The 20754-nt window shown below is 58.3% G+C and carries 18 protein-coding genes and 6 pseudogenes; 17 read left to right on the forward strand and 7 right to left on the reverse strand.

Features of this window, described 5'->3' with window-relative positions; translation table 11 throughout:
* Positions 1-95: 95 nt before the first annotated feature.
* Positions 96-236, reverse strand: a complete 141-nt coding sequence (locus BN1800_RS41555; RefSeq protein ID WP_165928315.1) for a hypothetical protein — start codon at positions 234-236, stop codon at positions 96-98.
* A 398-nt stretch (positions 237-634) separates the two neighbouring features.
* Here BN1800_RS41555 and BN1800_RS25575 point away from each other — a divergent pair.
* The 4 genes and pseudogenes from BN1800_RS25575 (at position 635) to BN1800_RS42735 (ending at position 3226) form a co-directional block, all read left to right on the forward strand.
* Positions 635-2259, forward strand: a pseudogene (locus tag BN1800_RS25575) (alpha-amylase family protein).
* A 109-nt stretch (positions 2260-2368) separates the two neighbouring features.
* Positions 2369-2469: pseudogene (locus BN1800_RS44060) on the forward strand (IS5/IS1182 family transposase); the annotation flags it as partial.
* 20 nt (positions 2470-2489) lie between these two features.
* Positions 2490-2625: pseudogene (locus BN1800_RS42730) on the forward strand (IS5/IS1182 family transposase); the annotation flags it as partial.
* A gap of 370 nt (positions 2626-2995) precedes the next feature.
* Complete coding sequence (locus tag BN1800_RS42735) at positions 2996-3226, forward strand: hypothetical protein (protein ID WP_244564633.1); 231 nt, start codon at positions 2996-2998, stop codon at positions 3224-3226.
* A 1099-nt stretch (positions 3227-4325) separates the two neighbouring features.
* Here the strand turns inward: BN1800_RS42735 and BN1800_RS25585 are convergent.
* Positions 4326-4817, reverse strand: a complete 492-nt coding sequence (locus tag BN1800_RS25585; protein ID WP_087001689.1) for a hypothetical protein — start codon at positions 4815-4817, stop codon at positions 4326-4328.
* A gap of 213 nt (positions 4818-5030) precedes the next feature.
* On the opposite strand from BN1800_RS25585, the gene BN1800_RS25590 reads away from it, so the two are divergent.
* Positions 5031-5606 (forward strand): cysteine hydrolase family protein, encoded by a 576-nt coding sequence (locus BN1800_RS25590; protein WP_280173974.1) that lies wholly within the window; start codon positions 5031-5033, stop codon positions 5604-5606.
* Between the two features lie 265 nt (positions 5607-5871).
* Complete coding sequence (locus BN1800_RS25595; protein ID WP_087001690.1) at positions 5872-6057, forward strand: DUF3008 family protein; 186 nt, start codon at positions 5872-5874, stop codon at positions 6055-6057.
* A 417-nt stretch (positions 6058-6474) separates the two neighbouring features.
* Here BN1800_RS25595 and BN1800_RS25600 read toward each other — a convergent pair.
* A pseudogene (locus BN1800_RS25600) lies at positions 6475-6855 on the reverse strand (FAD-dependent oxidoreductase); the annotation flags it as partial.
* A 195-nt stretch (positions 6856-7050) separates the two neighbouring features.
* Between BN1800_RS25600 and BN1800_RS25605 the strand changes: the two are divergent.
* Genes BN1800_RS25605 through BN1800_RS25625 form a run of 5 tightly spaced genes read left to right on the forward strand, consistent with a single transcriptional unit; the run spans position 7051 to position 11217 of the window.
* Positions 7051-8403 carry a c-type cytochrome gene (locus tag BN1800_RS25605; protein WP_087001691.1) on the forward strand — a complete coding sequence of 451 codons (1353 nt, stop codon included), beginning with the start codon at positions 7051-7053 and terminating at the stop codon, positions 8401-8403.
* A gap of 49 nt (positions 8404-8452) precedes the next feature.
* Positions 8453-8779, forward strand: a complete 327-nt coding sequence (locus tag BN1800_RS25610) for a twin-arginine translocation signal domain-containing protein (RefSeq protein ID WP_143534081.1) — start codon at positions 8453-8455, stop codon at positions 8777-8779.
* Positions 8780-8836: 57 nt separating this feature from the next.
* Positions 8837-9301, forward strand: coding sequence for a DUF2231 domain-containing protein (locus BN1800_RS25615; protein WP_087001704.1), 465 nt, complete (start codon positions 8837-8839; stop codon positions 9299-9301).
* 55 nt (positions 9302-9356) lie between these two features.
* The gene (locus BN1800_RS25620) at positions 9357-10295 is read left to right on the forward strand and encodes a PQQ-dependent sugar dehydrogenase (RefSeq protein WP_087001693.1); all 939 of its coding nucleotides are present in this window, start codon (positions 9357-9359) and stop codon (positions 10293-10295) included.
* A 34-nt stretch (positions 10296-10329) separates the two neighbouring features.
* Positions 10330-11217 carry an MBL fold metallo-hydrolase gene (locus tag BN1800_RS25625; RefSeq protein WP_087001694.1) on the forward strand — a complete coding sequence of 296 codons (888 nt, stop codon included), beginning with the start codon at positions 10330-10332 and terminating at the stop codon, positions 11215-11217.
* Between the two features lie 1103 nt (positions 11218-12320).
* On the opposite strand, the gene BN1800_RS25635 is transcribed toward BN1800_RS25625, so the two are convergent.
* Together BN1800_RS25635 and BN1800_RS43490 are read right to left on the reverse strand one after the other, a co-directional pair.
* Positions 12321-13304, reverse strand: coding sequence for an NRAMP family divalent metal transporter (locus BN1800_RS25635; protein WP_280173975.1), 984 nt, complete (start codon positions 13302-13304; stop codon positions 12321-12323).
* A 7-nt stretch (positions 13305-13311) separates the two neighbouring features.
* Positions 13312-13659: pseudogene (locus tag BN1800_RS43490) on the reverse strand (divalent metal cation transporter); the annotation flags it as partial.
* 327 nt (positions 13660-13986) lie between these two features.
* On the opposite strand from BN1800_RS43490, the gene BN1800_RS25640 reads away from it, so the two are divergent.
* Both BN1800_RS25640 and BN1800_RS25645 read left to right on the forward strand, forming a co-directional pair.
* Complete coding sequence (locus BN1800_RS25640) at positions 13987-14223, forward strand: hypothetical protein (protein ID WP_179213887.1); 237 nt, start codon at positions 13987-13989, stop codon at positions 14221-14223.
* Positions 14224-14588: 365 nt separating this feature from the next.
* Positions 14589-14864, forward strand: coding sequence for a hypothetical protein (locus tag BN1800_RS25645; protein WP_087001697.1), 276 nt, complete (start codon positions 14589-14591; stop codon positions 14862-14864).
* 56 nt (positions 14865-14920) lie between these two features.
* On the opposite strand, the gene BN1800_RS25650 is transcribed toward BN1800_RS25645, so the two are convergent.
* Both BN1800_RS25650 and BN1800_RS42745 read right to left on the reverse strand, forming a co-directional pair.
* Positions 14921-16396, reverse strand: a complete 1476-nt coding sequence (locus BN1800_RS25650; RefSeq protein WP_087001698.1) for an FAD-dependent oxidoreductase — start codon at positions 16394-16396, stop codon at positions 14921-14923.
* A gap of 206 nt (positions 16397-16602) precedes the next feature.
* On the reverse strand, positions 16603-16845 hold the full coding sequence (locus BN1800_RS42745; RefSeq protein ID WP_244564635.1) for a hypothetical protein: 243 nt from the start codon (positions 16843-16845) through the stop codon (positions 16603-16605).
* Between BN1800_RS42745 and BN1800_RS25655 the strand changes: the two genes are divergently transcribed.
* From BN1800_RS25655 to BN1800_RS25665, 4 genes and pseudogenes are all read left to right on the forward strand, one after another.
* The gene (locus BN1800_RS25655) at positions 16735-17292 is read left to right on the forward strand and encodes an alpha/beta fold hydrolase (RefSeq protein ID WP_244564636.1); all 558 of its coding nucleotides are present in this window, start codon (positions 16735-16737) and stop codon (positions 17290-17292) included. The genes BN1800_RS42745 and BN1800_RS25655 overlap by 111 nt on opposite strands.
* A gap of 593 nt (positions 17293-17885) precedes the next feature.
* Complete coding sequence (locus BN1800_RS25660; RefSeq protein ID WP_087001705.1) at positions 17886-18845, forward strand: S1C family serine protease; 960 nt, start codon at positions 17886-17888, stop codon at positions 18843-18845.
* Positions 18846-19044: 199 nt separating this feature from the next.
* A pseudogene (locus BN1800_RS40575) lies at positions 19045-19214 on the forward strand (transposase); the annotation flags it as partial.
* Between the two features lie 495 nt (positions 19215-19709).
* Positions 19710-20754: ROK family protein (locus tag BN1800_RS25665; RefSeq protein ID WP_087001700.1), on the forward strand; the 1045-nt coding region annotated here is incomplete at its 3' end.

Consider the following 20754-nt stretch of genomic DNA (forward strand, 5'->3'; position numbering starts at 1 on the left):
GATAAACCTCGTCCATTGCCGTCAAACCTGCGAAAGCCAACTCGCGATCGCCACCGTCACATCTCCCGGCGACCATGGCGAAATGTTGCAGACGCTTACTGCGATTGACCAATGGCATTTGGTGAGCGCCGTTCTTCGACTTGGTCGCCTCTTTGGCCGAAAGGATGAGTGCCGACGATCAGGATGAAGGCGATCACTGCAGCAACCAAAGCAATGACGATGTAACGCATCTTCATGTTTAGCCTCCCGCTGCCCCACCAAACAAAAATGCAACTGAAAGGTTCCGGCAGCATGATTTGCCGAAACCGGGCCTGACCGCAAAGGCGCATGCGATCCAAATAGAAGAGGCGAAACCTTTGTTCAGCTCCACGAGGGAAAAGACAAAAATGCGCAACAGAACTTGCGACCGTTTCTGCGGGTCACTGGAACGCTTTCGTCTTTCGAAAGTTAATAGAGGCAGCGATTCAAGGAAAGCGCGATAAAACGATGCCGACCAACAGATAAAGCTGACAACTGCCAGGAAACCATGAGGATGGCTGAAGCAAGTCCATGCGGATGAGACCGGAACAACCTTCGGGCCATCGAACGAGACAGCTATCGTTGCTTGCTGCTCCGCTACGCCGGGCCAACGCCAGTGATTGACCTCTGGTATAAGAGCGCTGTCATCTACAGCCGAATGTTGCAACTTTCATGGACAGCGACGGTGACGGAATCGGCGATTTCAAAGGCCTGACCGATCAGCTGGATTACATTGCACGCCTTGGCGTCACCTGCTTATGGCTGCTGCCGTTTTACCCGAGTCCCCGCATGGACTACGGTTACGATGTCACCGACTACTATAACGTTGCACCAGAGCTCGGAACGCTGGGCGACTTTGTCGAATTCAGCCACCAAGCGGGCTTGCGAGGCTCGAAGCTGCTCATCGATCTGCCGATCAACCACACGTCGGAGCAGCATCCATGGTTTCAGCAGGCGCGATCGCATCCGCACTCCCGTTATCGTGACTATTACGTCTGGTCGAAGGAGCAGCCCGCCAATGCCAATCACGGCATGGCCTTTCCTGGTCATCAATCAAGCGTGTGGTCCTATGATCCACGCGCAAGAGCCTGGTATTATCATCGCTTCTATCCGCACCAGCCGGATCTCAACATTGCAAATCCCGCCGTTAAGGAGGAAATTTTCAAGATCGTGGGCTTTTGGCTGGAGCTTGGTATTTCTGGCTTCCGTATAGACGCGGCGCCATTTGTGGTCGAGGAAGTTCGTGCCAACCAGGCCACGTGCAGACACTACGAATTCTTCGGTGAACTGCGCGATTTCCTATCCTGGCGACGGGGCGATTCCGTGCTGCTCGCCGAAGCAAATGTGCCACCGAAGGAAATGCTGCATTTCTTCGGAGACGGCTCGCGGCTTCACATGCTGTTCGCCTTCCTCCCAAACCAGCACTTGTATCACGCTCTTGCAAGTAGCCGTGCGGCGGTTCTGGCCCAGGGACTGGCTCGCCTCCCGAAGCTGCCACAGCTTTGCCAATGGGTGCAGTTCCTGCGCAATCACGACGAACTCGATCTCAGCCGCCTCACGGAGAAAGGGCGCAAGGAAGTCTATGAGGCATTTGCACCCGACGCTGACATGCGGCTCTACAAGCGCGGCATTCGCCGCCGGCTTGCACCCATGCTCGACAACGATCGAGCAAGAATCGAACTCGCCTTCAGTCTGATGTTCAGTTTGCCGGGAATACCGACCATCTACTATGGTGACGAGCTTGGCATGGGTGACGACCTCGGGTTGCCGGAGCGTTGGCCGGTGCGGACCTGCATGCAGTGGTCTGACGATAACAATGCCGGATTTTCGACCTGCTCCGAAGAACATCTTATTCATCCGGCGATCGTCGACGGCACCAACGGCGCCAGGCGGATCAATGTCGAGACACAGCAGCGCGATCCGAGATCACTGCTGAATTGGGTAAGGCGGCTTGTCGACGCCCGGCAATCCTGCCCTGAGGTCGGTTGGGGCACATGGGCTCACATCGAAACGGACAATCAAGCGGTGTTTGCCCAGCGTTTCACATCGGAACAAAATTCTCTTCTCATCCTGCACAACCTTGCATCGAGAAGCTGTCGGGTGAGGCTTGATCGGGAGACTGGGAAGGCCGGAGACTTGATCGAGCTGTTTGGCAACAGGGTCTATTCTGCGAACTCAAGTGACGGCGCGATCGTCGAACTGGATGCCTTGGGCTATCGTTGGTTCCGGATCGGTCAATAAACGAACCCGGACTTTCGGATCGGCGCCGTGCTGTTGAACCTTCACTCGACCTATCGTTTACGGACGATCTTTGGAGCCCGCCTCTGATTCTTACAGCGACGGCGACCTTCCCAGCGCGGCTGCCGCAATCGTCATTCCGCCGCCTGCCAACGCGGTAGAGCGGGCAGATGCTGAAATCCGGATCAACGGAACAACCGCATCGCGGCGATCGAAAGAGAGTGATGGATGGCATCACGGGACGGCGTCTGCGGGGCCCGCTCCCTTGCCGCCCAGCAGGCAGCAGTTGCCATCGCCGCGGCCATCCTCAACCGCATGCTCCAATGCGCACGCCCAAAATCTGTGCGCCGCAAAGTTGTTGCCGCATAGCCAGCAGTATCTAAGATCAGCTGCCTCGAAAACCATCCGTGAACGAACGCCAGGAAGTCCCCGTAATTATTAGAAATTAAAGGCGAGCTGATTTTAAAAGAAACTCGGCGATCTGCAGGGAACTCTTCGCGCACAGCTTCGTTTGCTCGACACGTGAATCGGATGCGTCGCATCCCTAAACAGCGAGCGAGGAGCAAAAATGTTGATACGTCTCATAGTCGCTACCGCCGCCCCCCTTCTCCTGGCTGCGCCGGCATTCGCGGACTGCAGTCAAGAACTCGCGAAACTCGAGCAAGCTACAGTTTCCGCGGAAACGGGTGCAAGCGGGAGCAAGTCCGGTGTTCCCGTTACGAAGCACCAGGAAGAAGTTATGGCCGGCAAACAGAAGCAGGGCGTTGGAACTGAAACAACAGGATCAACCGGTACCCAGACGAAAGCGATTTCGCCCCACGAGGAACAGGTAACCGGGAAAGGGACTGGTGAAAGTGCCGACAAGCCAAGCAAGATCCTGGCGGAAGCCCGCAAAATGGCCCAGGCCGGTGATGAGCAGGGCTGCATGAAGAAGCTGGCGGAAATCAAAGGTCTCATTGGAGAAAAGTGAGGACCTTATCTACCAACGACCTGCTAAAACGCCTGTCCGACCGCCCGTGATCGGCCCCCAAGGGCATGGGCGTGCGAACGAGTATCAAATGCAACCTCTCCCCGCTCTGGTGGGGAGGCGCAATCGATCTCACCCTCCTTTGTAACCATCCAGATTCGCCGACGCGCTGACCCCTTTGGGCGGCGACCGACTGCAAATCGGCGAAGCCTTGCAAATTTTGGAACACGCGCGACCGGTCCCAACAACTTGCTGCTGCTCGACCCGGCAACATCGCGCTCACCGGCTTCTCTCGGGACGAGTGCCGTCCGGCAACATCAACGCCGATTCCCTTCCTCAGCCGCAAAGCGCATGCCACCAGTGTTCCGCTGTGGCTCACGGAAAGATAGCGGCTCTCGTACGGACCCAGAGCGATAGAGGCGCCGGAGGAGCGTGACCGAGCCAGCGAGCGGGTCATAACAGTCTCATGGCGGACCGCCCGTCGTCTGGGTTGTCGGCGCAAGCAAAGTCACGCAGGGCCGGTGGATAGGTCGGACGTGCCTAAGCCGAAACCCTTGGCTTGTTCAAAATTATGGTCACGAAACCACTTAGTGATCAATCCAATGAACAAGGCTTTGACTTTATTAAGGCCATGGCCATTGAGGGGTTGGGTGGAAACAAGGCGCTGCAAGACGCATCCCGTACCGCACGGGAGGCGCTGATTGCAAGCGGAGGCGCCTATAAATGACAACGCCAAAGCAGCTCAAGAGATGCGCATGGCCGGCAGCGTTGCTTCGCTTCCTCGGCCATGCGTCATAAAGATCAAAACTCGCCTATTTCCGGCGCCGCCACAGGGTCTGTGCTCTTGCCGCGTATTGCCGGGCCATTCCAAAGGGAGAGAAGCGAGTATGGAACTATGCTGCCTACGCCTCCGGAAAGCCAACTGATCGAATCAAGCATTCCTGAATAAGTGCGCGTTCCACTGCGGAAGCGCTGTCGCAACGGCGTTTACAGGCAACGTCTCGTTGATCGCGCCGGCGATTGCTTTTACATCGGTGGAGATACGGTCTTTTGATTTCCACAACAGCGCAATCCCGCACGAGGCAGCCTTGTTGCTGGTCGCTCAGCGGGTTGCGCCCCAAACATACGCGATCGCTGCCACTATGCCGACGCTGAGGAGCGGCCTTTCTTTTATCTGGTCCTCAATTCCGGCTACGAAACGTTCCGCTCCCGTCTTTGCCACGCGCAGCGTGCCGGCAGCAACCGCCGATGCCGGTTCCACCAGCTTTGCCTCGGACTTGGGCGGGACGGCGGCCTCACCGCTCCGCCCGGCTGCGTTCCTTCGGTCCCCTCGAGGCTCAAGCACTTCGTCGGCCAGTGGAAAGTCCGGCTCGTTCTCCGTTGACACATCAGGCTGGTTTTTCAGCCGCTCGGCCTCCGTCGTATCCGCCCGTCCCGAAGGTCTGCTGCTGCGGGTGACGGAAACCGGATCGGAAGCAGGGAAGGTGTCCTCAAGGCCCTGGTCGAGCTCGCTCTTCCTAGCCCTCTCGCGCTGTTCCTCCTGTTCCTGTTTCAGAGATTCTACCGCGGGCGATGCCACTTTATCGATAGGCATGGCATGTTCTCCTCTAGACTGAGTATCCAGCTCGTGAAGGTCCCGGCCGCTGTGCGAAACCCTCGCTGCTCAGGACATGGTGACAACTCAACTCGATGGGCGGGTGCTTGTTCCGCGCATAGAGCATGGGCCTCAACAGGCGGCGGCCGGCAATAGCTTACGCGGAACGTACTTCGCCGGCGCGGGTTAGAGAGTTTGAAGGAAAGGGTAAACGTGACAGGCAAATGGATTCATCTTTGCGTCGATATGCAGCGAATGTTCTCGGAGGATACGCCTTGGCATGTCGCATGGATGCGCGAGGTCTCGCCCGAAATCGTGGAGCTTGCCCGTTCTCATCCGGAAAAGACCGTCTTTACACGTTTCATACCGCCATCCCGCCCGGAAGCCCTGCCGGGCATGTGGAGGGACTACTATGAAAAGTGGCGGATGATGACGACGGAGTATCTCGATCCTCAGCTGGTCGATCTCGTTCCTTCACTGAAGGCTCTGGTTCCCCCTGCACGCATCTTTGACAAAATGACATATTCGCCATGGGTTTGCGGACGGCTTCACGGGCTACTGTCGCAAGAGGGCGTCGAGACCCTCGTGCTGACGGGGGGAGAAACTGATGTCTGCGTCTTGGCTGCCGCGCTTGGGGCGATCGATCTGGGATACCGGGTCATCCTCCTGAAGGATGCTGTCTGCAGCGGAACCGATGACACGCATGACGCCTCCCTTGAGCTCCTTGGCGGTCGGTTTTCTGTCCAACTCGCCATCATGACCACGGAAAAATTCCTGAGCGAGGTCTGATCTGGCAAAAGCATGCTTGCCTGGAACAGTGATGACGTCATCGCTGCCGGTGTGTCTCGCCAATCACCGAGGCTTTTTGATCCGTCGAGACTTCTGCGGGCTCTATCCTCCCATTCGGTGGGTTCCCTTCGAAGTATTGCGCCAGTCGCGCGCCGACCGTTTCGGCTGCATGCGAAGACATTGCCGGACGACAGCGGCCATGACCGCTTTTCGACCAGGAACCATCGCTTCGGCCGGGCGTTCTCGTTGCAGAAGGAGAATAGCCATGCCAGCCAAGTCGAAAGCGCAGCAGAAAGCCGCTGGTGCGGCGCTGTCTGCAAAGCGTGGTAAAACATCGAAGAGTAAGCTCAAGGGTGCGTCAAAACAGATGGCCAGTTCCATGAGCGAAAAGCAGCTCGAGGAGTTCGCGTCGAGCAAAACCAAGGGTAAGCCCGAGCATTCTTCGAAATAAACGACGGTGCATCATCTCGAGGCCGGCAGGCGATCTGGCCGCTGGAGATGTAGTGTTGTTCATCACAAACGTCTGATTTTCCGCGCGTGCCTCTAATACATTTCAATCTCCGGTTGCAGGCTTTATCGTGCTCGGGAAGCACTCCATTGGTCTCCGAATGCGCAGAGGGCAAGACCGAGCCTTGCCCGATCCTCGCTTCCTTTCGAATCTGAGTTCGGATCAGTCGGAGTAGAACTCGGGTGTTGGAGACGCGGTTTGCTGCTTTCGAGAAGAGGGCTGCGTAGCCACGGCAGGTGCCGGCGAAGCGCCCCGAATGACGGTTCAGCTCACAGGACCTAGACCTATTCGATCTCGGGCAGGGGCGAAACCGCTGGTCCGTTCAGGGCCGTCCCATCAACAGAGAAGTGCGAGCCATAAGCCATCGACACGCCGGAAGTCGCATGCGATATTCTCCGCGTCCTGAACTGCCTCGATACGAGCGATCGCGGCAGAATGGCTCTGATAATAAAGTCGCGCCAGTTCCTCTCCGCGCAACCGAATTAGTTCCGAAAAGTAGTCGTCGCACACTGACGTTAGGTGTGCCGTCGTGCGGGCGGTCATGCCGCCACCAATCCGGCCGCGGTCGAGGACAGCTACCTGTCGGCCCGCGGCGGCCAACTCATACCCGATCGACATGCCTGCAATTCCAGACCCGACTACGATGACATCGAAGTCTTCATCGCGAGCGAGTGGGGTAGCATCGGGCGCGGCCGCGACCCCCGCCCACAAAGATACGGTCCTTTCATCGCTCGCATTCATGGCGGAACTCTCCCGATCTATCGCGGTAAACTGACGGGTGGAACCGATGTTCCCGGGGATGCCTGCGATAGTGGCGAGAGTAAAGGAATCCATTGCTACTTTAGCAAATTGTAATATAATAGTGGGACTTGTTTTCCTCAGCCCAAATCCAGGTCGCGCCGGCCCGAAAAAATCGGCCGCGTGGAGGGACGTGCCATGACGCGACGCTTTCAGGGTACAGCAGTTCTCTTCGTTCTTCTCCTCTCCTCCACCATGATGCCCGCAACTGCCCAGATGGGCAAAAAAGGCTCCATGAGCGGCAAGGATTTTGACGCGGCGGCCACCGATCAAGCCAGACGATATCTGGAGGAGGGCCGCGAGACATTCCGCTTCGACACTTTCGGCAGCGAGGACTTCTGGGGAGGCAAGCTCAAGCTCCACGAGGCGATCGCCGGTGAGAAGCTGGGTGGCAAGGGACCGGGCCTCAGCCCCGAAAAAGCTCTGGAGCTCGGGCTGAAAGTGGATGTCAACGCGATCCCCAGGGATGTTGCCGTAGCGCTCGACAAAGGCAAGGTTGATCTTACCGATCCGGCGAGTACGGTTCTTCTGCTGAAGGCCAATGCCGTTGTTGGTGTTACCGGATTCTTCGGCGAAGACGGAAAGACGCTGACGTCGGTCGGCATCCAGTGCGCGGTGTGCCATTCGACGGTCGACGATGCCTATGCTCCCGGTATCGGCCATCGCCTGGATGGCTGGCCCAACCGCGACTTGAACATCGGCGCGATCATAGCGCTAGCGCCTGACCTGACGGCGTTCACCGAGATGCTGCAGATTTCCGAAGCGGAGGTGAAGAAAGCGGTGGAGGCCTGGGGACCCGGCAAGTTCGACGCCGAACTCAATCTGGACGGCAAAGCGTTCCGGCCGGACGGGAAAACCGCCGCCACGCTCAATCCACCGGCCTTCGGGCTCGCTGGCGTCAACAACCACACATGGACGGGTGCTTGGGGCACGGTAAGCTACTGGAACGCTTACGTCGGCAATCTGGAGATGCACGGAAAAGGCGTGTTCTACGACCCCCGCCTTGACGACGCCGAGAAGTACCCGGTGGCCGCGAGAACGAAGCAGGGCCACAAGCAGGATCAGGACGACCGCATTACCGGCAAGCTGCCAGCCCTTCACTTCTATCAGTTGTCGCTGCCCGTCCCGAAGCCTCCCGAGGGTGCCTTTGACAGCGCCGCTGCGGGAAAGGGCAACACGCTCTTTAACGAAAAAGCCAAGTGCGCCACCTGCCATGTTCCGCCGCTCTTCACGGAACCAGGCTGGAACCTGCACAAAGCGGACGAGATAGGCATCGATGATTTCCAGGCGATGCGATCTCCAGACGAGCGCTACCGTACAGTACCGCTACGGGCGCTCTGGGACATGGAAAAGGTCCACAAGGGAGGCTTCTACCACGATGGTCGGTTCGCCACCCTCGACGAGGTCGTCAAGCACTACGATCAGCATCTCAAGCTAAATCTTAGCGATCAGGAGAGGAGCGATCTGATCGAGTATCTGAAGTCGATCTAACCGCCGCACGGCGGATAGGTATTCTCGAATTTCATTGGGAGGAAAGACCATGAAAAAGAAACGTGGCGAGGTAGAGCGAGATCAGACAGAATGTGGCCCGGGTCAATCTGTGTCCCGACGGAAATTCTTGAAGGCGACGATGACCGGCGTTGCGATCGCCGGCGCAGCCGGACTTTCGGGATGCCTGACGGGGCAGCCTGTGGCTCGCGGAGCCGGAACGACGCCGAAATCCGTCGCCCGTTATCAGGATAGGCCGAACAAGGGTCGCCGCTGCGGCGGGTGCACTCATTTCCTTGAGCCGAATGCGTGCGAGGTCGTTGCGGGCGAGATCAGCCCCAACGGCTGGTGCCGTTTCCACGAGCCACGGCCTGCTTGAGGAGCAAAGCCGAGCAAGGAGTAAGGCACAGTGACGACTACCAAGGAATCTCCGCTTATCGAAGGAAATCCGCGCAGCACTGCGCATATTGCAGATCACCCTATCCACCCGATGCTGATCCCGTTCCCGGTGGTGTTCGTCGTTTCTACACTCTTCTGCGATCTCGCTTTCTGGCGATCCGGTTCGCCGTTCTGGCCGCAGGCGGCGCTGTGGCTGCTCGGAGGAGCGCTCGTCTTCGGAACGTTGGCGGCGTTGGCGGGCCTGACCGATTTCCTGGGTGAGAAGCGCATCCGCGCCCTGAGCGACGCCTGGCAGCATTTCATTGGCAACGCGATCGCGATCGTCCTGACGCTCGTCAACTTCTACCTGCGCTATCAGAATGGCGATCCAGCGGTTCTTCCTGAAGGACTCCTCCTATCCCTGATCGTGGTAGGCATCTTTCTGTTCACGGGCTGGAAGGGCTGGGAGATGGTCTACAGGCACCGCGTCGGGGTTGCCGACGAAGAGACCAGACTGAGATAGGCGACTGCGCTCGTGGTGTGGAGCCATCAGGTCACCGCTGAACGGGAGTGTAGATATGATCACAAAAGCCGCTCTGCTGGTTGGCATCGCGCTCTTCCCAACAGTTGTCTGCGCCCAACAGGAAGGCGTCCTTCATAAAGTTGAGACGAACGTCTTTCGACCTAAGCATGAGCCCTTCAACGAGGATGTGTTGAAGCGACTAAAGGTTCCGGAAGGCTTCGAGGTCAGCGTCTTTGCCCGCGAGCTCGGCAATGCCCGCATGATGGCGGTCGCGGAAGACGGAACCGTCTACGTGACGCGACCCGAGGAAAAGGACGTGATCGCCATCAAGGAAGGCGATCCAAAGCCTCATATGGTTGCCTCCGATCACGACGGCATCCACGGCATTGCGATCCGGGACGGCCGTATCTTTCTCGCCACTGTCCACGCGGTGATGGTGGCGGACCTGAATGAGGACGGCACCATCGGCAAATTGGAGACGATAGTCGATGACCTGCCGGATGGTGGCCAGCATGGGCGGCGAACGCTTGCCTTCGCGCCCGACGGAGCGCTGCACATCAACGTCGGTAGTTCGTGCGATGCCTGCTTCGAAAGCAGCGATGAAAAGGCCGCCAACCTTCGGCTGGACCTCAAGGACAAGAAGCGGACGGTTTTCGCGAAGGGGCTGAGAAACATGCTCGGCTTCGACTGGCACCCCGAGACGGGCCTTATGTGGGGCGTCGATCACGGTGTCGACCATCTAGGCGACGAGCTGCCGGGCGAGGAGTTGAACAAGATCGAGCAGGGAGCGCATTACGGCTGGCCGTTCTGCTACGGCGACCGCCAGCCGGACTGGGCCAGTTTCACCATGCCGGAGGATGAGCCGAAGGATGAATTCTGCCGGACCAAAACTCTCGGGCCAGCACGATCGTCGGCACGCCGTCGCGTCTCTTCGTGGGCGGTCCTCCAGCGGAGGACAAGAGGGCACTGCCCTTTGGAACCTTGCGGGCTGTAGCAAGTTAGCTTCTCGTTAACGGCGAGGATAGCAAATGCACACGCAAATCGGGTTGACAAGAGAGGATGTGGCCGGCTTTGAAGAAGCCCCCGACGGCTCACGTATTCTCTTGGCCGACATCGCCTATCTCAAGCTCTCAATCGTCAACGCAATTTTTTGTGGCAGTCCAACAGCAGGTGACGGCAGCTGGGTCTTGGTCGATACAGGGCTGCCGACTTCAGCCGAAACGATCGCGCAGACAGCAGAACGGAGATTTTCTGCTCGCTCACGCCCTGAGGCGATTGTCCTCACGCACGGCCATTTTGATCACTCCGGTTCGGCTGAAACGCTTGCCGCGCGCTGGGACGTACCCGTCTATGCGCATCCCCTTGAGCATCCCTATCTTAATGGCGGCGCTAGCTATCCGCCGGCGGATCCATGGGTCGGTGGAGGTACTTTCTCGCTTCTGTCGCCGCTCTTCCCGCGCAAACCAATCGATCTCGGCGACAGGCTAAAATCGCTCCCGAGCGATGGCAGCGTGCCCGGCATACCAGAGTGGTCGTGGATTCATACGCCTGGACACGCTCCGGGTCATATTTCTCTCTGGCGGGAGCGAGATCGAACGCTGATTGCGGGAGATGCGGTGATTACGACTGGCCAGGAGTCAGCCTACGAGGTTCTGACCCAGACGCCGGAAATGCACGGACCGCCGCGATATTTCACGATCGACTGGCTTGCCGCCGAAGCGTCGGTAACAGCACTTGCCCGGCTGGAACCCGAGAGAATAATTTCAGGGCACGGGCCGCCGCTTTCCGGGCCCAATATGCGGTCCGCGTTATGGAAGCTGTCGGATAATTTCCAGCAGGTGGCGGTACCGCGAGAGGGAAAATACGTGGCAAAGCGCGCGACCGCCGACGATGATTCCGCCTACCGCTCGCCCTGAAGACCTGCCGCAGGGCTTCGGCGAAAATAAGCCGGTGCCGGGTGATTACTCTGCGACCTCCAGCCGAAGCATTGCGTTCGCCGCGAAGCGGCCCGAGGCGCTTGTCCCGACGCGCTTTCGAGACATGGCTGCGCCCGTCCGATCCGCTCGGTCAACTGCCAATACTTCGTTCATAACGTGTCCATGAAAGGCATGTGAATATTCGCTTTCCCGTCTCCTCCTTTGCCGCCGATCTGTCTGCAGAGGGTGGATCTCTCGGCGGCTGCGGCGGCTGCATTGATACCGCGGGCAGATCAGGATCAATCGAAGCCAATGAGACGGCGTGCATTTCCTCATCAAAGGCGGCGCTTTTTTGCACCTCAGCGGGAACATCTTGCAGCTCCGCTTGTTTACGGTCATGTCGCGCGGCGGGTCTTCCATTTTTCCACGGACGGCCTCAGCCCCTTTGCTAGTGCTGCCGCACGATCGCCGCTGTCGCGGACCATAAGCGTGAGCACGTGACATTCGGCGCGACAGGGCCTGTTCCGAACGAACGAACAGGTCCTGTCGTTCGGACTGAGGCCCCAAAATGATCGGTACTTGCATCCAGCTGCAATACCGCCCGAAGCGGCCCTCAATGCGCGTGAAGGACGCGCGCCAACGCTTGAAGCCGTGCTGCCGGACACTGTCATGCGGCAGGAACATGCAGCTGCGCAGCTCTCTCGATCCGGCTTTGATGTCAGAAAAGAAAAGCTTGCCGAATGAAGACTTGGTCGGGCAGCGTACAGTTCGAGTCCGGGCATCTTATATGTCTTGATTCTAAATTAGACTTCGGTATCGTCCTCCTTTCGCGATATGGGAGGAGTTACACATGGAACGTGTGGAGCCGAAGAACACGGATACCGGACCAACAACCAGGGTGTGGTCGGTGCGGGAATATTCGAAACGGCACCAGATTGGCGAAACGGAACAGGCTCGATTGCTTCAGTTGTTTGGCCCATTCGCGACCGCATGCGAGCTTATGTACAATGCAAAGCGGAATCCGAAGTGGCGTTAATGCCTCGCCGAAGTGGCACGCGGACTCAAGCAGTTTTGCAAAAAGGCCGACATGACAACAAACCACTTTAGATGAACGAAGTTGCGACAAGCCCGAGGCTTGCGGAAAAGACCGCCGCCGTCGTCACCCAGGCCATCACGTTCATCGCTCGGGAATTCACCTGCTTACCCATGATGTTCCTGTTGTTTGTCATCAGCACGATCAGGAGCAGAAGCGGCGGCGTCGCAAATCCCTGTACAATACCCGCCCAGACCAGGGCTTTCATCGGGTTGAAGCCGAGGAAGTTCATGCCGACGGCAACAAGCGTGATCACGCCGATGACGAGATAGAACCTCGGAGCCTGACGCGCCGTTGCGTGCAAGGTACCCTTGATACCAACTGACTGCGCGAAATCATATGCGGCGCCGGTGGTCATGACGGGCACTGCGAGGAAACCAACCGATATGACGCCTGCCGCGAATAGAAATCCAGCCGCATTTCCGGCAATCGGCTTTAACGCCTCAGCAGCCTGTGCAGCGGTCTCTATCTCCGTTTGGCCATTGGCATGCAAAGTTGCGCCTGTCGCCAGAATAATGAAATACATGATCAGATTGGAAAATGTCATGCCAATCCAGATATCGCGCTGAGACCGGCGCAATTCTTTGTCGCTCGCGCCCTTGCGCTGGTTCAGCGTTGTTTTGCCGTCCGCAATTTGGTCTTCGACTTCCTCGTTTGACTGCCATGCATAAAGATAGGCAGACAGCGTCGTCCCGATTATCGCGACGACGATGGACAGGAATTCCTTACTGAATTCGATCGAAGGAACGACGGTGCCCCTCAAAACCGCGAAGAGATCCGGCTTTGCTAGAAAAGCGGCAGCGGCATAAGCAAGCAGCGACAACGCCAGCCAGCGGAAAATACTTCTGATGAGCGTATAGGAGCCGAATATCTGCAATGCGAAGATCAAGGCCGCTACGGCCGCCGCAATTATCGGCACCGGCAGCGGCACGAAGAGGCCCGATCGCCGCCGCCATGCCACCGAGATCTGCCGCGGCCTCGATCGCGTTGCCAATCACCACGCCGGCCAAAACACCCCAAAGCAGCCAGCGGGGGTAGAAGTCATGGATCGCCTGAAACAATCCTCTCCCGGAGACCTGCCCGAGCTTGGATGAGAGATAGACGACCGTGAACATCATTGGCAGCGTGATCGGTGCTGTCCATAAGATATCAAGCCCAAAACGCGCACCAGCACTGGCATAGGTGCCGATAGCAGACGGATCGTCATCCGCCGCGCCTGAAATTATGCCGCGTCCGAGTGATCCTCCTACCGCCATCGACCTTCCTCGTTCGCCGCGGGCGGAGGATCGTAGTTCATCGTGGTTTAGCTCGCGTTTTAAGAACGCGCCCGCATCGTTTGACGCTTTCATACGCGATCATCAGAGGGCACACGAAGCCTCTGGTACGGATACCATGACCGCTGTCCTCGTGGTGGGCATCATGACCGAGGCGTAGCGTCAGATAACCGTGGCGGATGACAAATGTTCCCTGTCGCTGTTAGCCCGGTCCAAGGCGGACGGGCGCCTCGGCCTCGAATTCAACCGCCTTCGTCTCGCAGCGTCGGGTGTCATCTGCGTCGATGCACCGCCCCGTACCTGTCGTAAAGCTTGTTTACCGCAACCTCCCCAGGGATCGGCACATAGGCGAACAAATGCATTCCGCGAGAGTTCGGAGGATAAAGCTGATACCGTGAGGAGTTGGAAATGGTCGTAATTCATTTAGACGACGCCAGGAATGAACCGGACGCGGATCTGATAAAACATGACGGCACAGGCCGCAGCTTTTATAAGTTTGCCTGCGAATTCGAGATGGACGGGCGGGCTTGGGCAGTAGCCTTTTGGGCGCATTCGCAAGGCGACGCCGAACATCGCGTCGAGGCAATGAAGCGCAGCCTGCGTTGCCTCGGTCAGATCTACAGCGAAGGCGAGATGTAGTGAACAGGCCCGCTCAATTTTTCACGTAGCTGGCGAAGCTCTCCGCCGGCGGTAACATTCCTGCCCCGGCGGCAGGTTCCTGCGGCCCCACCGGGTCTCTCTTGCCGTGGTAGGGGTCCAACGGCCTGATCACGTTGATTGCTGCCGTTGAGTCGCGCCACACTCAATGAAACGGCAAGGATAATTGTGGGTAAATATCCACTGAAGATGTTTCCGTTCGAAATGTCGTGCGCGATTGTTACGCCCGCGGGCGTGAACCTTGCCACTATTGAAGCGACGAGACCTTGCACTACCCTTTATTGGGTCGGCCGCTCTGGGGCGAATCGCAACAGTTCCTGATGCCCGCCATTCACGGAAACCTACGAATGAAGGACTTCTTCAAGATTGGAAAGGCAACTCTTTTGCTGAAGAGACCTTTTTTGCGCGGGACGCTGTCCGGTGCGCCTTTGGACGATCCTGCAAGCGAACTACTGCGGACATTCGGAAAGGCGATTGACCGTCGCGACAACGTGAAGCGCAAAGGTGAGGATCCTGTCATAATCAAAGAGAATGATGATATTTGCGCCGAGCTGGAGCTCGAACTCATCGTGGTGCTTCGCGCGCTAAGGCAACGAGAGCTGCGGCAACGGTCGAGCCAGTAAGGCGACCGGAATTTAATGGTTGTTGTTTATCGGCAAGCGTCTTTGTTGCACTAAGGCTATAGCCTGATTTTCGGCAGCGGCTTTCTGGCCGGGCCGTGGATGACTGATCCGTCCGCGGCGAAAATCGAGCCGTGGCAAGGGCAGTCCCATGTGCGATCCGCGTTATTCCAAGTGAGCGTACAGCCCTTATGCGTGCAGGACGCGGACAAGGTATGGATCAGGCCGGCATCGTCTCGCCAAGCTGCAATCTTCTCCTGCCCGCGCACAAGCACGCCGCCTTGCCTAGCCTCAATTTCGTCCAGGCTCCGGACGATCGATTGGCTGTCGCCGCTCTTGTGGAAATCTTTCGGATAGGGTCTTGTCGGGTCGTAGAGCCTTGCCCAGGCATTGGGATGGCCGGCAATTAAATCGGCGATCAACATACCGACAGCCGTGCCATTGCTGATCCCCCAAGCGTTGAAGCCGGTGGCGATGTAGAAGCCTGGGGCGCTCGTCGGGTCGGGCTCGCCGCCGTATGGAACCCGGTCTGCCGTGTCGTAGTCCTCGTTGCACCAGCGCCAAAGCGCCTCGCCAACGCGCAGGTTGGCACGCACCCAACGTTCAAGCTCCACGAATCGCGCCGCCACATCGCCGTCCTGACCCGTTCTGAAATGGGGGCCTAGCGCCACCAGCAGCGGTCCTTGCGCGTCGCGGCCGGTCCGCAGCGAGCGCGATGGTTCTTCGACGGTAATGAACATGCCGTCGATCAAGGCAGCATCGTCGAGGCGGAAGGCCATGGCAACGTGGCTTCTCGGCTGCGTGCGGTGCGACATGCCTACGGGACTCTTGACCGTCATGTTTGTTGCTACAACGACATTTTCGGCGTGCACCGTGCCACCGTCGGTGACCACGCGCCAGCGGCTCGCCTCACCAATGAGCCGTGCGCGACTATTTTCGAAAATCTTGCCGCCTCGCGCGGTTACGACCGCGGAGAGTCCGGTCAGATATCGGGCGGGATTGAACTGCGCCTGGTTTGGGAAGCGGAGTGCGGCGGCGGTTTCGAAAGGCAGGGGCGCGCGGTCGAGCACCTCCGCCTGAAGACCGAGGCTTCGCGCGGCCTCCGCCTCGACCTTGATAAGGGCGGAAGTCGCGGGATCCTGCGTATACGCATAGGCTGACTTAGCCTCGAGATTGCAGTCAATGCCGTGTTCTGCAATCCAGCCCTTGATGCAATCTGCCCCTGCGCTGTTGGCTTCGGCGTAGGCGCGGGCATGCTCAAGGCCGATCGTATCGATCAGGTGACGATAGATGAGCCGATGCTGCGTGGTGATCTTAGCCGTTGATCGGCCAGTAACCTGCCTTCCCACACGCAATCCTTCGATCACGATTACGGAACGTCCCGCCTCAAGCAGCCGCAGGGCCGTTGTGAGACCCACGATGCCTGCGCCCACAACAACCGTTTCGGCATGAATGGAAGCGTCGAGAGGAGGATAGGTCATGGCTCCGGCTGTTTCCGTCCAGCAGCAGCCTGATTTTCCCGAGAGCATGCCCATCGGCTCAGGCCTTGGCGCGGATGCCGATGAGCTCGACTTGCGAAATTACATCCCGGGCCTGTTTGTGGGATGTCCGTGCTTTCTTGTTGAACGCCTGGTTTTCAAAGGCCAATATCATCGATTTTCTCCAATGTTGCTCAATTGGGCTGTCCGTCTAACCCGGCAGTGCGCCAACGGTTCCGGGACGGCGCACAAGGTCTTGCAGTCTAATTTGACGGAACGGTCTCCAACGGACCGGCGCCGGCGCAATTCTCGCTGCTCGACGCGTTGTCAACATCGCGCTCGGGGCGATACTCACTGAGGGGCAGTTCCGAGTTGCCGCCATCGATCTTCCGGGCATCGGGGGCTCGGTCGCGCCGCTGCCCAACGCCGATAAACGAACCCTCGCGAGTTACGTCGACCGTCTCATCAAGGCGGCCCGATTCGAGGACGTGACGGTGATCGGTCATGATATCGGCGGCCAGATCGTCTATGCCTATCTCCGAGCTTTTCCGAACGCCGTTTCCCGGGCCGCCATTCTGCCGGGCGTGCCGCCGTGGGATAAGGTGATCCGAAATCCCCGCCTCTGGCACTTCGCCTTCCACGCGGTTCCGGACTTGCCGGAGCGATTGGTCGCCGGGCGTCAGCAGGAGTATTTCGACTTCTTCTTCGAGGCGATCTCGGCCCGTCCCGCCGCTGTTTCACAAGATGCCCGCCGCCGCTATGCGCACTCCTATGCCACGCCGTCAAGTCTCAAGGCCGGTTTCGATTGGTACCGGGGATTTCCGAGGATGAGAATGACAATTCCTCGCGTGGCAGCTCCCCGACGCCGGTGCTGTATGTGCGAGGCGAGGCTGAGGGTGGTGAATTTCAGGCTTATCTCAAAGGATTGCGAGGCGCCGACCTTGCTGACCTGACAGACGCGCTGATACCGGATTGCGGTCATTTCTCGCCGGAAGAGCAACCGGGCGCTCTCGCCGAGGCCCTGCGCGACTTCATCGCGGCGTCCGGTTGATTTACGATCTACGCGGTCAGAGGCCGCCACAGGTGCGCGCCTGCGCGGCGCCGTTGTGCCGGATACCGGACATTGGCTGCCGGACGAAAACCCGGCTTTCGTCCCGCAGCAGCTCTTGGCCTTCTTGGGTGACGGCGCAACTGGAAGCACGAAATAGTTTTGGGAGCGAAGCGCGCGGGCGCGGATGCGCAGAAGAACTAAATAAGCAGACTGAGCTCCTCATGTGAAGGGGCGCGGCCACCTCGCATGTAACATTGAAGAGATCGCACGCTCGCTCGCAAGGCCAGCGAAATGGGAGGGCGCTCCTGCAGGATGTCCTGCGCAGCGCATTGTCGAGCACTTGCCGACAGCCGCGGCGATAGCTGGGCCGGTGACTTGAATAATGTCATCACAACCATCATCTGAATGCGGATTTAAATCTGTCGAACTGACAGCCTCTCGCTTGTTTTGCGGCCGCTGCCGGTCCTCAACGCGACGCATCCTGCGGAGTTTTTCATGGGCTTCATTGATCGCGACATCCAGCCGTCTTCAGACACCGGATTGCTGGATGCCTATTCCCTATCGGTGTCTTCCTCAGTCGATCTTGTCGGTCCCGCGGTCAGCCGAATCGAAAGAATCGGTGACCGTGCCGGTCATGGCTCAGGCTTTGCAATTTCGCCAGATGGTCTTGTCGTCACCAACAACCATGTCGTGGGTGACACCAAGAACATCCTGATCACAACGCCGGAAGGAGCAGTCATCGAGGGCAGGGTGCTCGGGCGCGACGCTGACACGGACCTCGCTTTGATCCGCGCGAACGACTGGTCAGGTGTCTGGGCGAAATTGGGAGACTCAAAAAGTCTAAAGCGGGGTCATATCGCCATAGCAATCGGCAATCCTCTGGGCTTTGAATGGACGGTTACGGCAGGAATCATATCTGCGCTGGGCCGGTCAATGCGCGCTGCCAGTGGTCGTTTGATGGAGGACATCATCCAAACTGACGCGGCGCTCAATCCCGGTAATTCCGGCGGCCCTCTGGTATCGTCTGCGGGTGAGGTGATCGGCGTTAACACGGCCGTGATCCAGGGCGCGCAAAGCATCGCATTCGCAGTGGCGTCGAATACAGCAAAGCATGTAGTCTCTGAGCTTCTGCGTTTCGGTCATGTTCGCAGAGCCTATATTGGCATTGCCGCGGACACCGTCGAGCTCCATCGAAGGATAGCCTTGGAAGCGGGCATGGCACAGACTACGGCGGTCCGACTTCGCCGCGTGGAGCCGGGCAGCCCCGCCGAGAAGGCAGGGCTGCAAGAGGGCGACTATCTCCTGTCGATCGACCGCCTTCCGGTTTCCGGCATTGATGACGTCGTGAGATTGATGGATGGAGAGAGGATCGATACCGACAGTGATTTCCTGATCTTCTCGGTCGCAGGACGGATAGAAAGCCGTACCGTCAGACCGCAGCGCCGGCATGAATAGCGCGCAAGGCGGCGAGTTCTGTCCAAGTGAAGCCGAGTTCGATCTTCGATAGGATTCGCGATCTCCCGTGCTGGGCTGATCACGGCCGGACGCAACTTGGCGAAATGAAACGTCATGGCAGCAGTTGCGGCTCTATCAATACCGGAGCAGTGGATGAAAGCAGTAATCGCTCGATTACACGGCCGGGTGGACGCGGTCGGATCTCGAAGGCCGGCGCCAAGTGTTGGCGGTCGACCTGGCCAACCGTGAGAGCCACTCGAGTTGGAAGGACTTCCTGGCCAAGCTGAAGCAGCGCCATCTGCACGGCTGGAATTCGTCGTCTCGGACGATCATGCCGGATTGAAGAAGGCGATCGCCGTCGCTGCCCCCCATCTTCGTTACCTTCATGACCGACACTGTTCAGCATAATTAAGCTTCGACTCTGCTATCGATGATAACGCCGCCGAGATTGTCGCGGCGCGACAGCCTGAAACGAGCGACGCCCGGCCAGCGTCAATTGCGATGCCACAGTCGCCGACGACACCACCGAATTCCCATCCAGATGTCGCACTATAATCTGGATAGCAACGGTTCTCACGGCGCCCCTTTGTACCCCACCAGCTTGAAGCATTTCCCAATCCTCAATGTGGTGCAGTCGATCATGCGCCGCTAGCCAGTCCCAAAGGCCGGGCGAACCCGGCCTCGACGTGGTGATAGACTAGTGCCGGTACTGGCGACCGTTAGAGCAGGCGTACAGAAGTAAGCGCTGCCGCATTTCAGCGCTTCTTCCGAGCCCGTTGGTCTCACCCGGGTATTCGACGGCTACCAAGGAACCGAGTATCTGCCGTGAACGTTGAGGATGTACGTCGGGACTTGGAAAACGAAATGGCAAAACAAAATGGCCGTCCCCTCCTCAATCACGGTGCGGCAGACCTGCCGTCCGTCACCGTGGACAGTTACAATATTGAGCTCCACGACGAGAACGGTTTCATCGGCGATCGCGCCAACAGGCAGGCTTTCCATCAGAAACTTGAAGATTGGCGTCAACGCGTTCGCAAAGGCGGCAAGGATCCGCTTGGCGATACGGCGACGGAAAAACTGTCCAAAAAGCAGATCGACGCATTGTTGAACGGCGAGGATAAGGAAGCCTGTGCGTTGGTTCTGGGGGCAATCGAGGACTTCGCTACGGAAATTGCGTATGTATTGCAACAATTTCTCGAGGAGGATGGCTGGAACGGTACGAGGCGGATTGCAGTTGGAGGCGGCCTGAAAGAGAGCGCCTTCTGTGAACTGGCGATTGCGCGGGTGATGGTGAGATTAAAGAGCAAGGGGCTACCGATTGATATCGTGCCAATTGCCCATAACCCTGACGAGGCCGGGTTGCTCGGCTCGGCGCACCTAATGCATTCCTGGATGCTCGATGGATATGATGGCATCCTCGCAGTCGACATCGGGGGCGCCAATATTCGAGCGGGCGTCGTGGAAACCAGGCTCTCCGACCGCCGGGACCTATCGAAAGCGCGAATCTGGAAATCTTACATTTGGCGATATGGCGAAGACTGCAACAGCCGGCACGCGGCCATCGAGAAACTCTTAAAAATGCTAACCAAATTGATTGGCAAGACGGAGAAGCAGCATTTTCTGTTAGCGCCAGTCATCGGTGTCGCATGTCCCGGTATCATCGAAGCGGATGGATCAATCGCACGTGGCGGCCAGAACCTGCCAGGCGGCAACTGGGAAGGTGAGCAATTCAATCTGCCCCGCGAACTGATGCATGCCATTCCGGCTATTGGGAAACATGACTCGCTGGTGGTGATGCACAATGATGGCGTCGTTCAGGGCCTATCGCAGATTCCCGTGATGCAGGACGTTAGACATTGGGGAACCGTCACGATCGGAACGGGTTTCGGGAACGTTCGCTTTACCAACC

The sequence above is a fragment of the Rhizobium sullae genome, assembly GCF_900169785.1.
Classification (GTDB): domain Bacteria; phylum Pseudomonadota; class Alphaproteobacteria; order Rhizobiales; family Rhizobiaceae; genus Rhizobium; species Rhizobium sullae.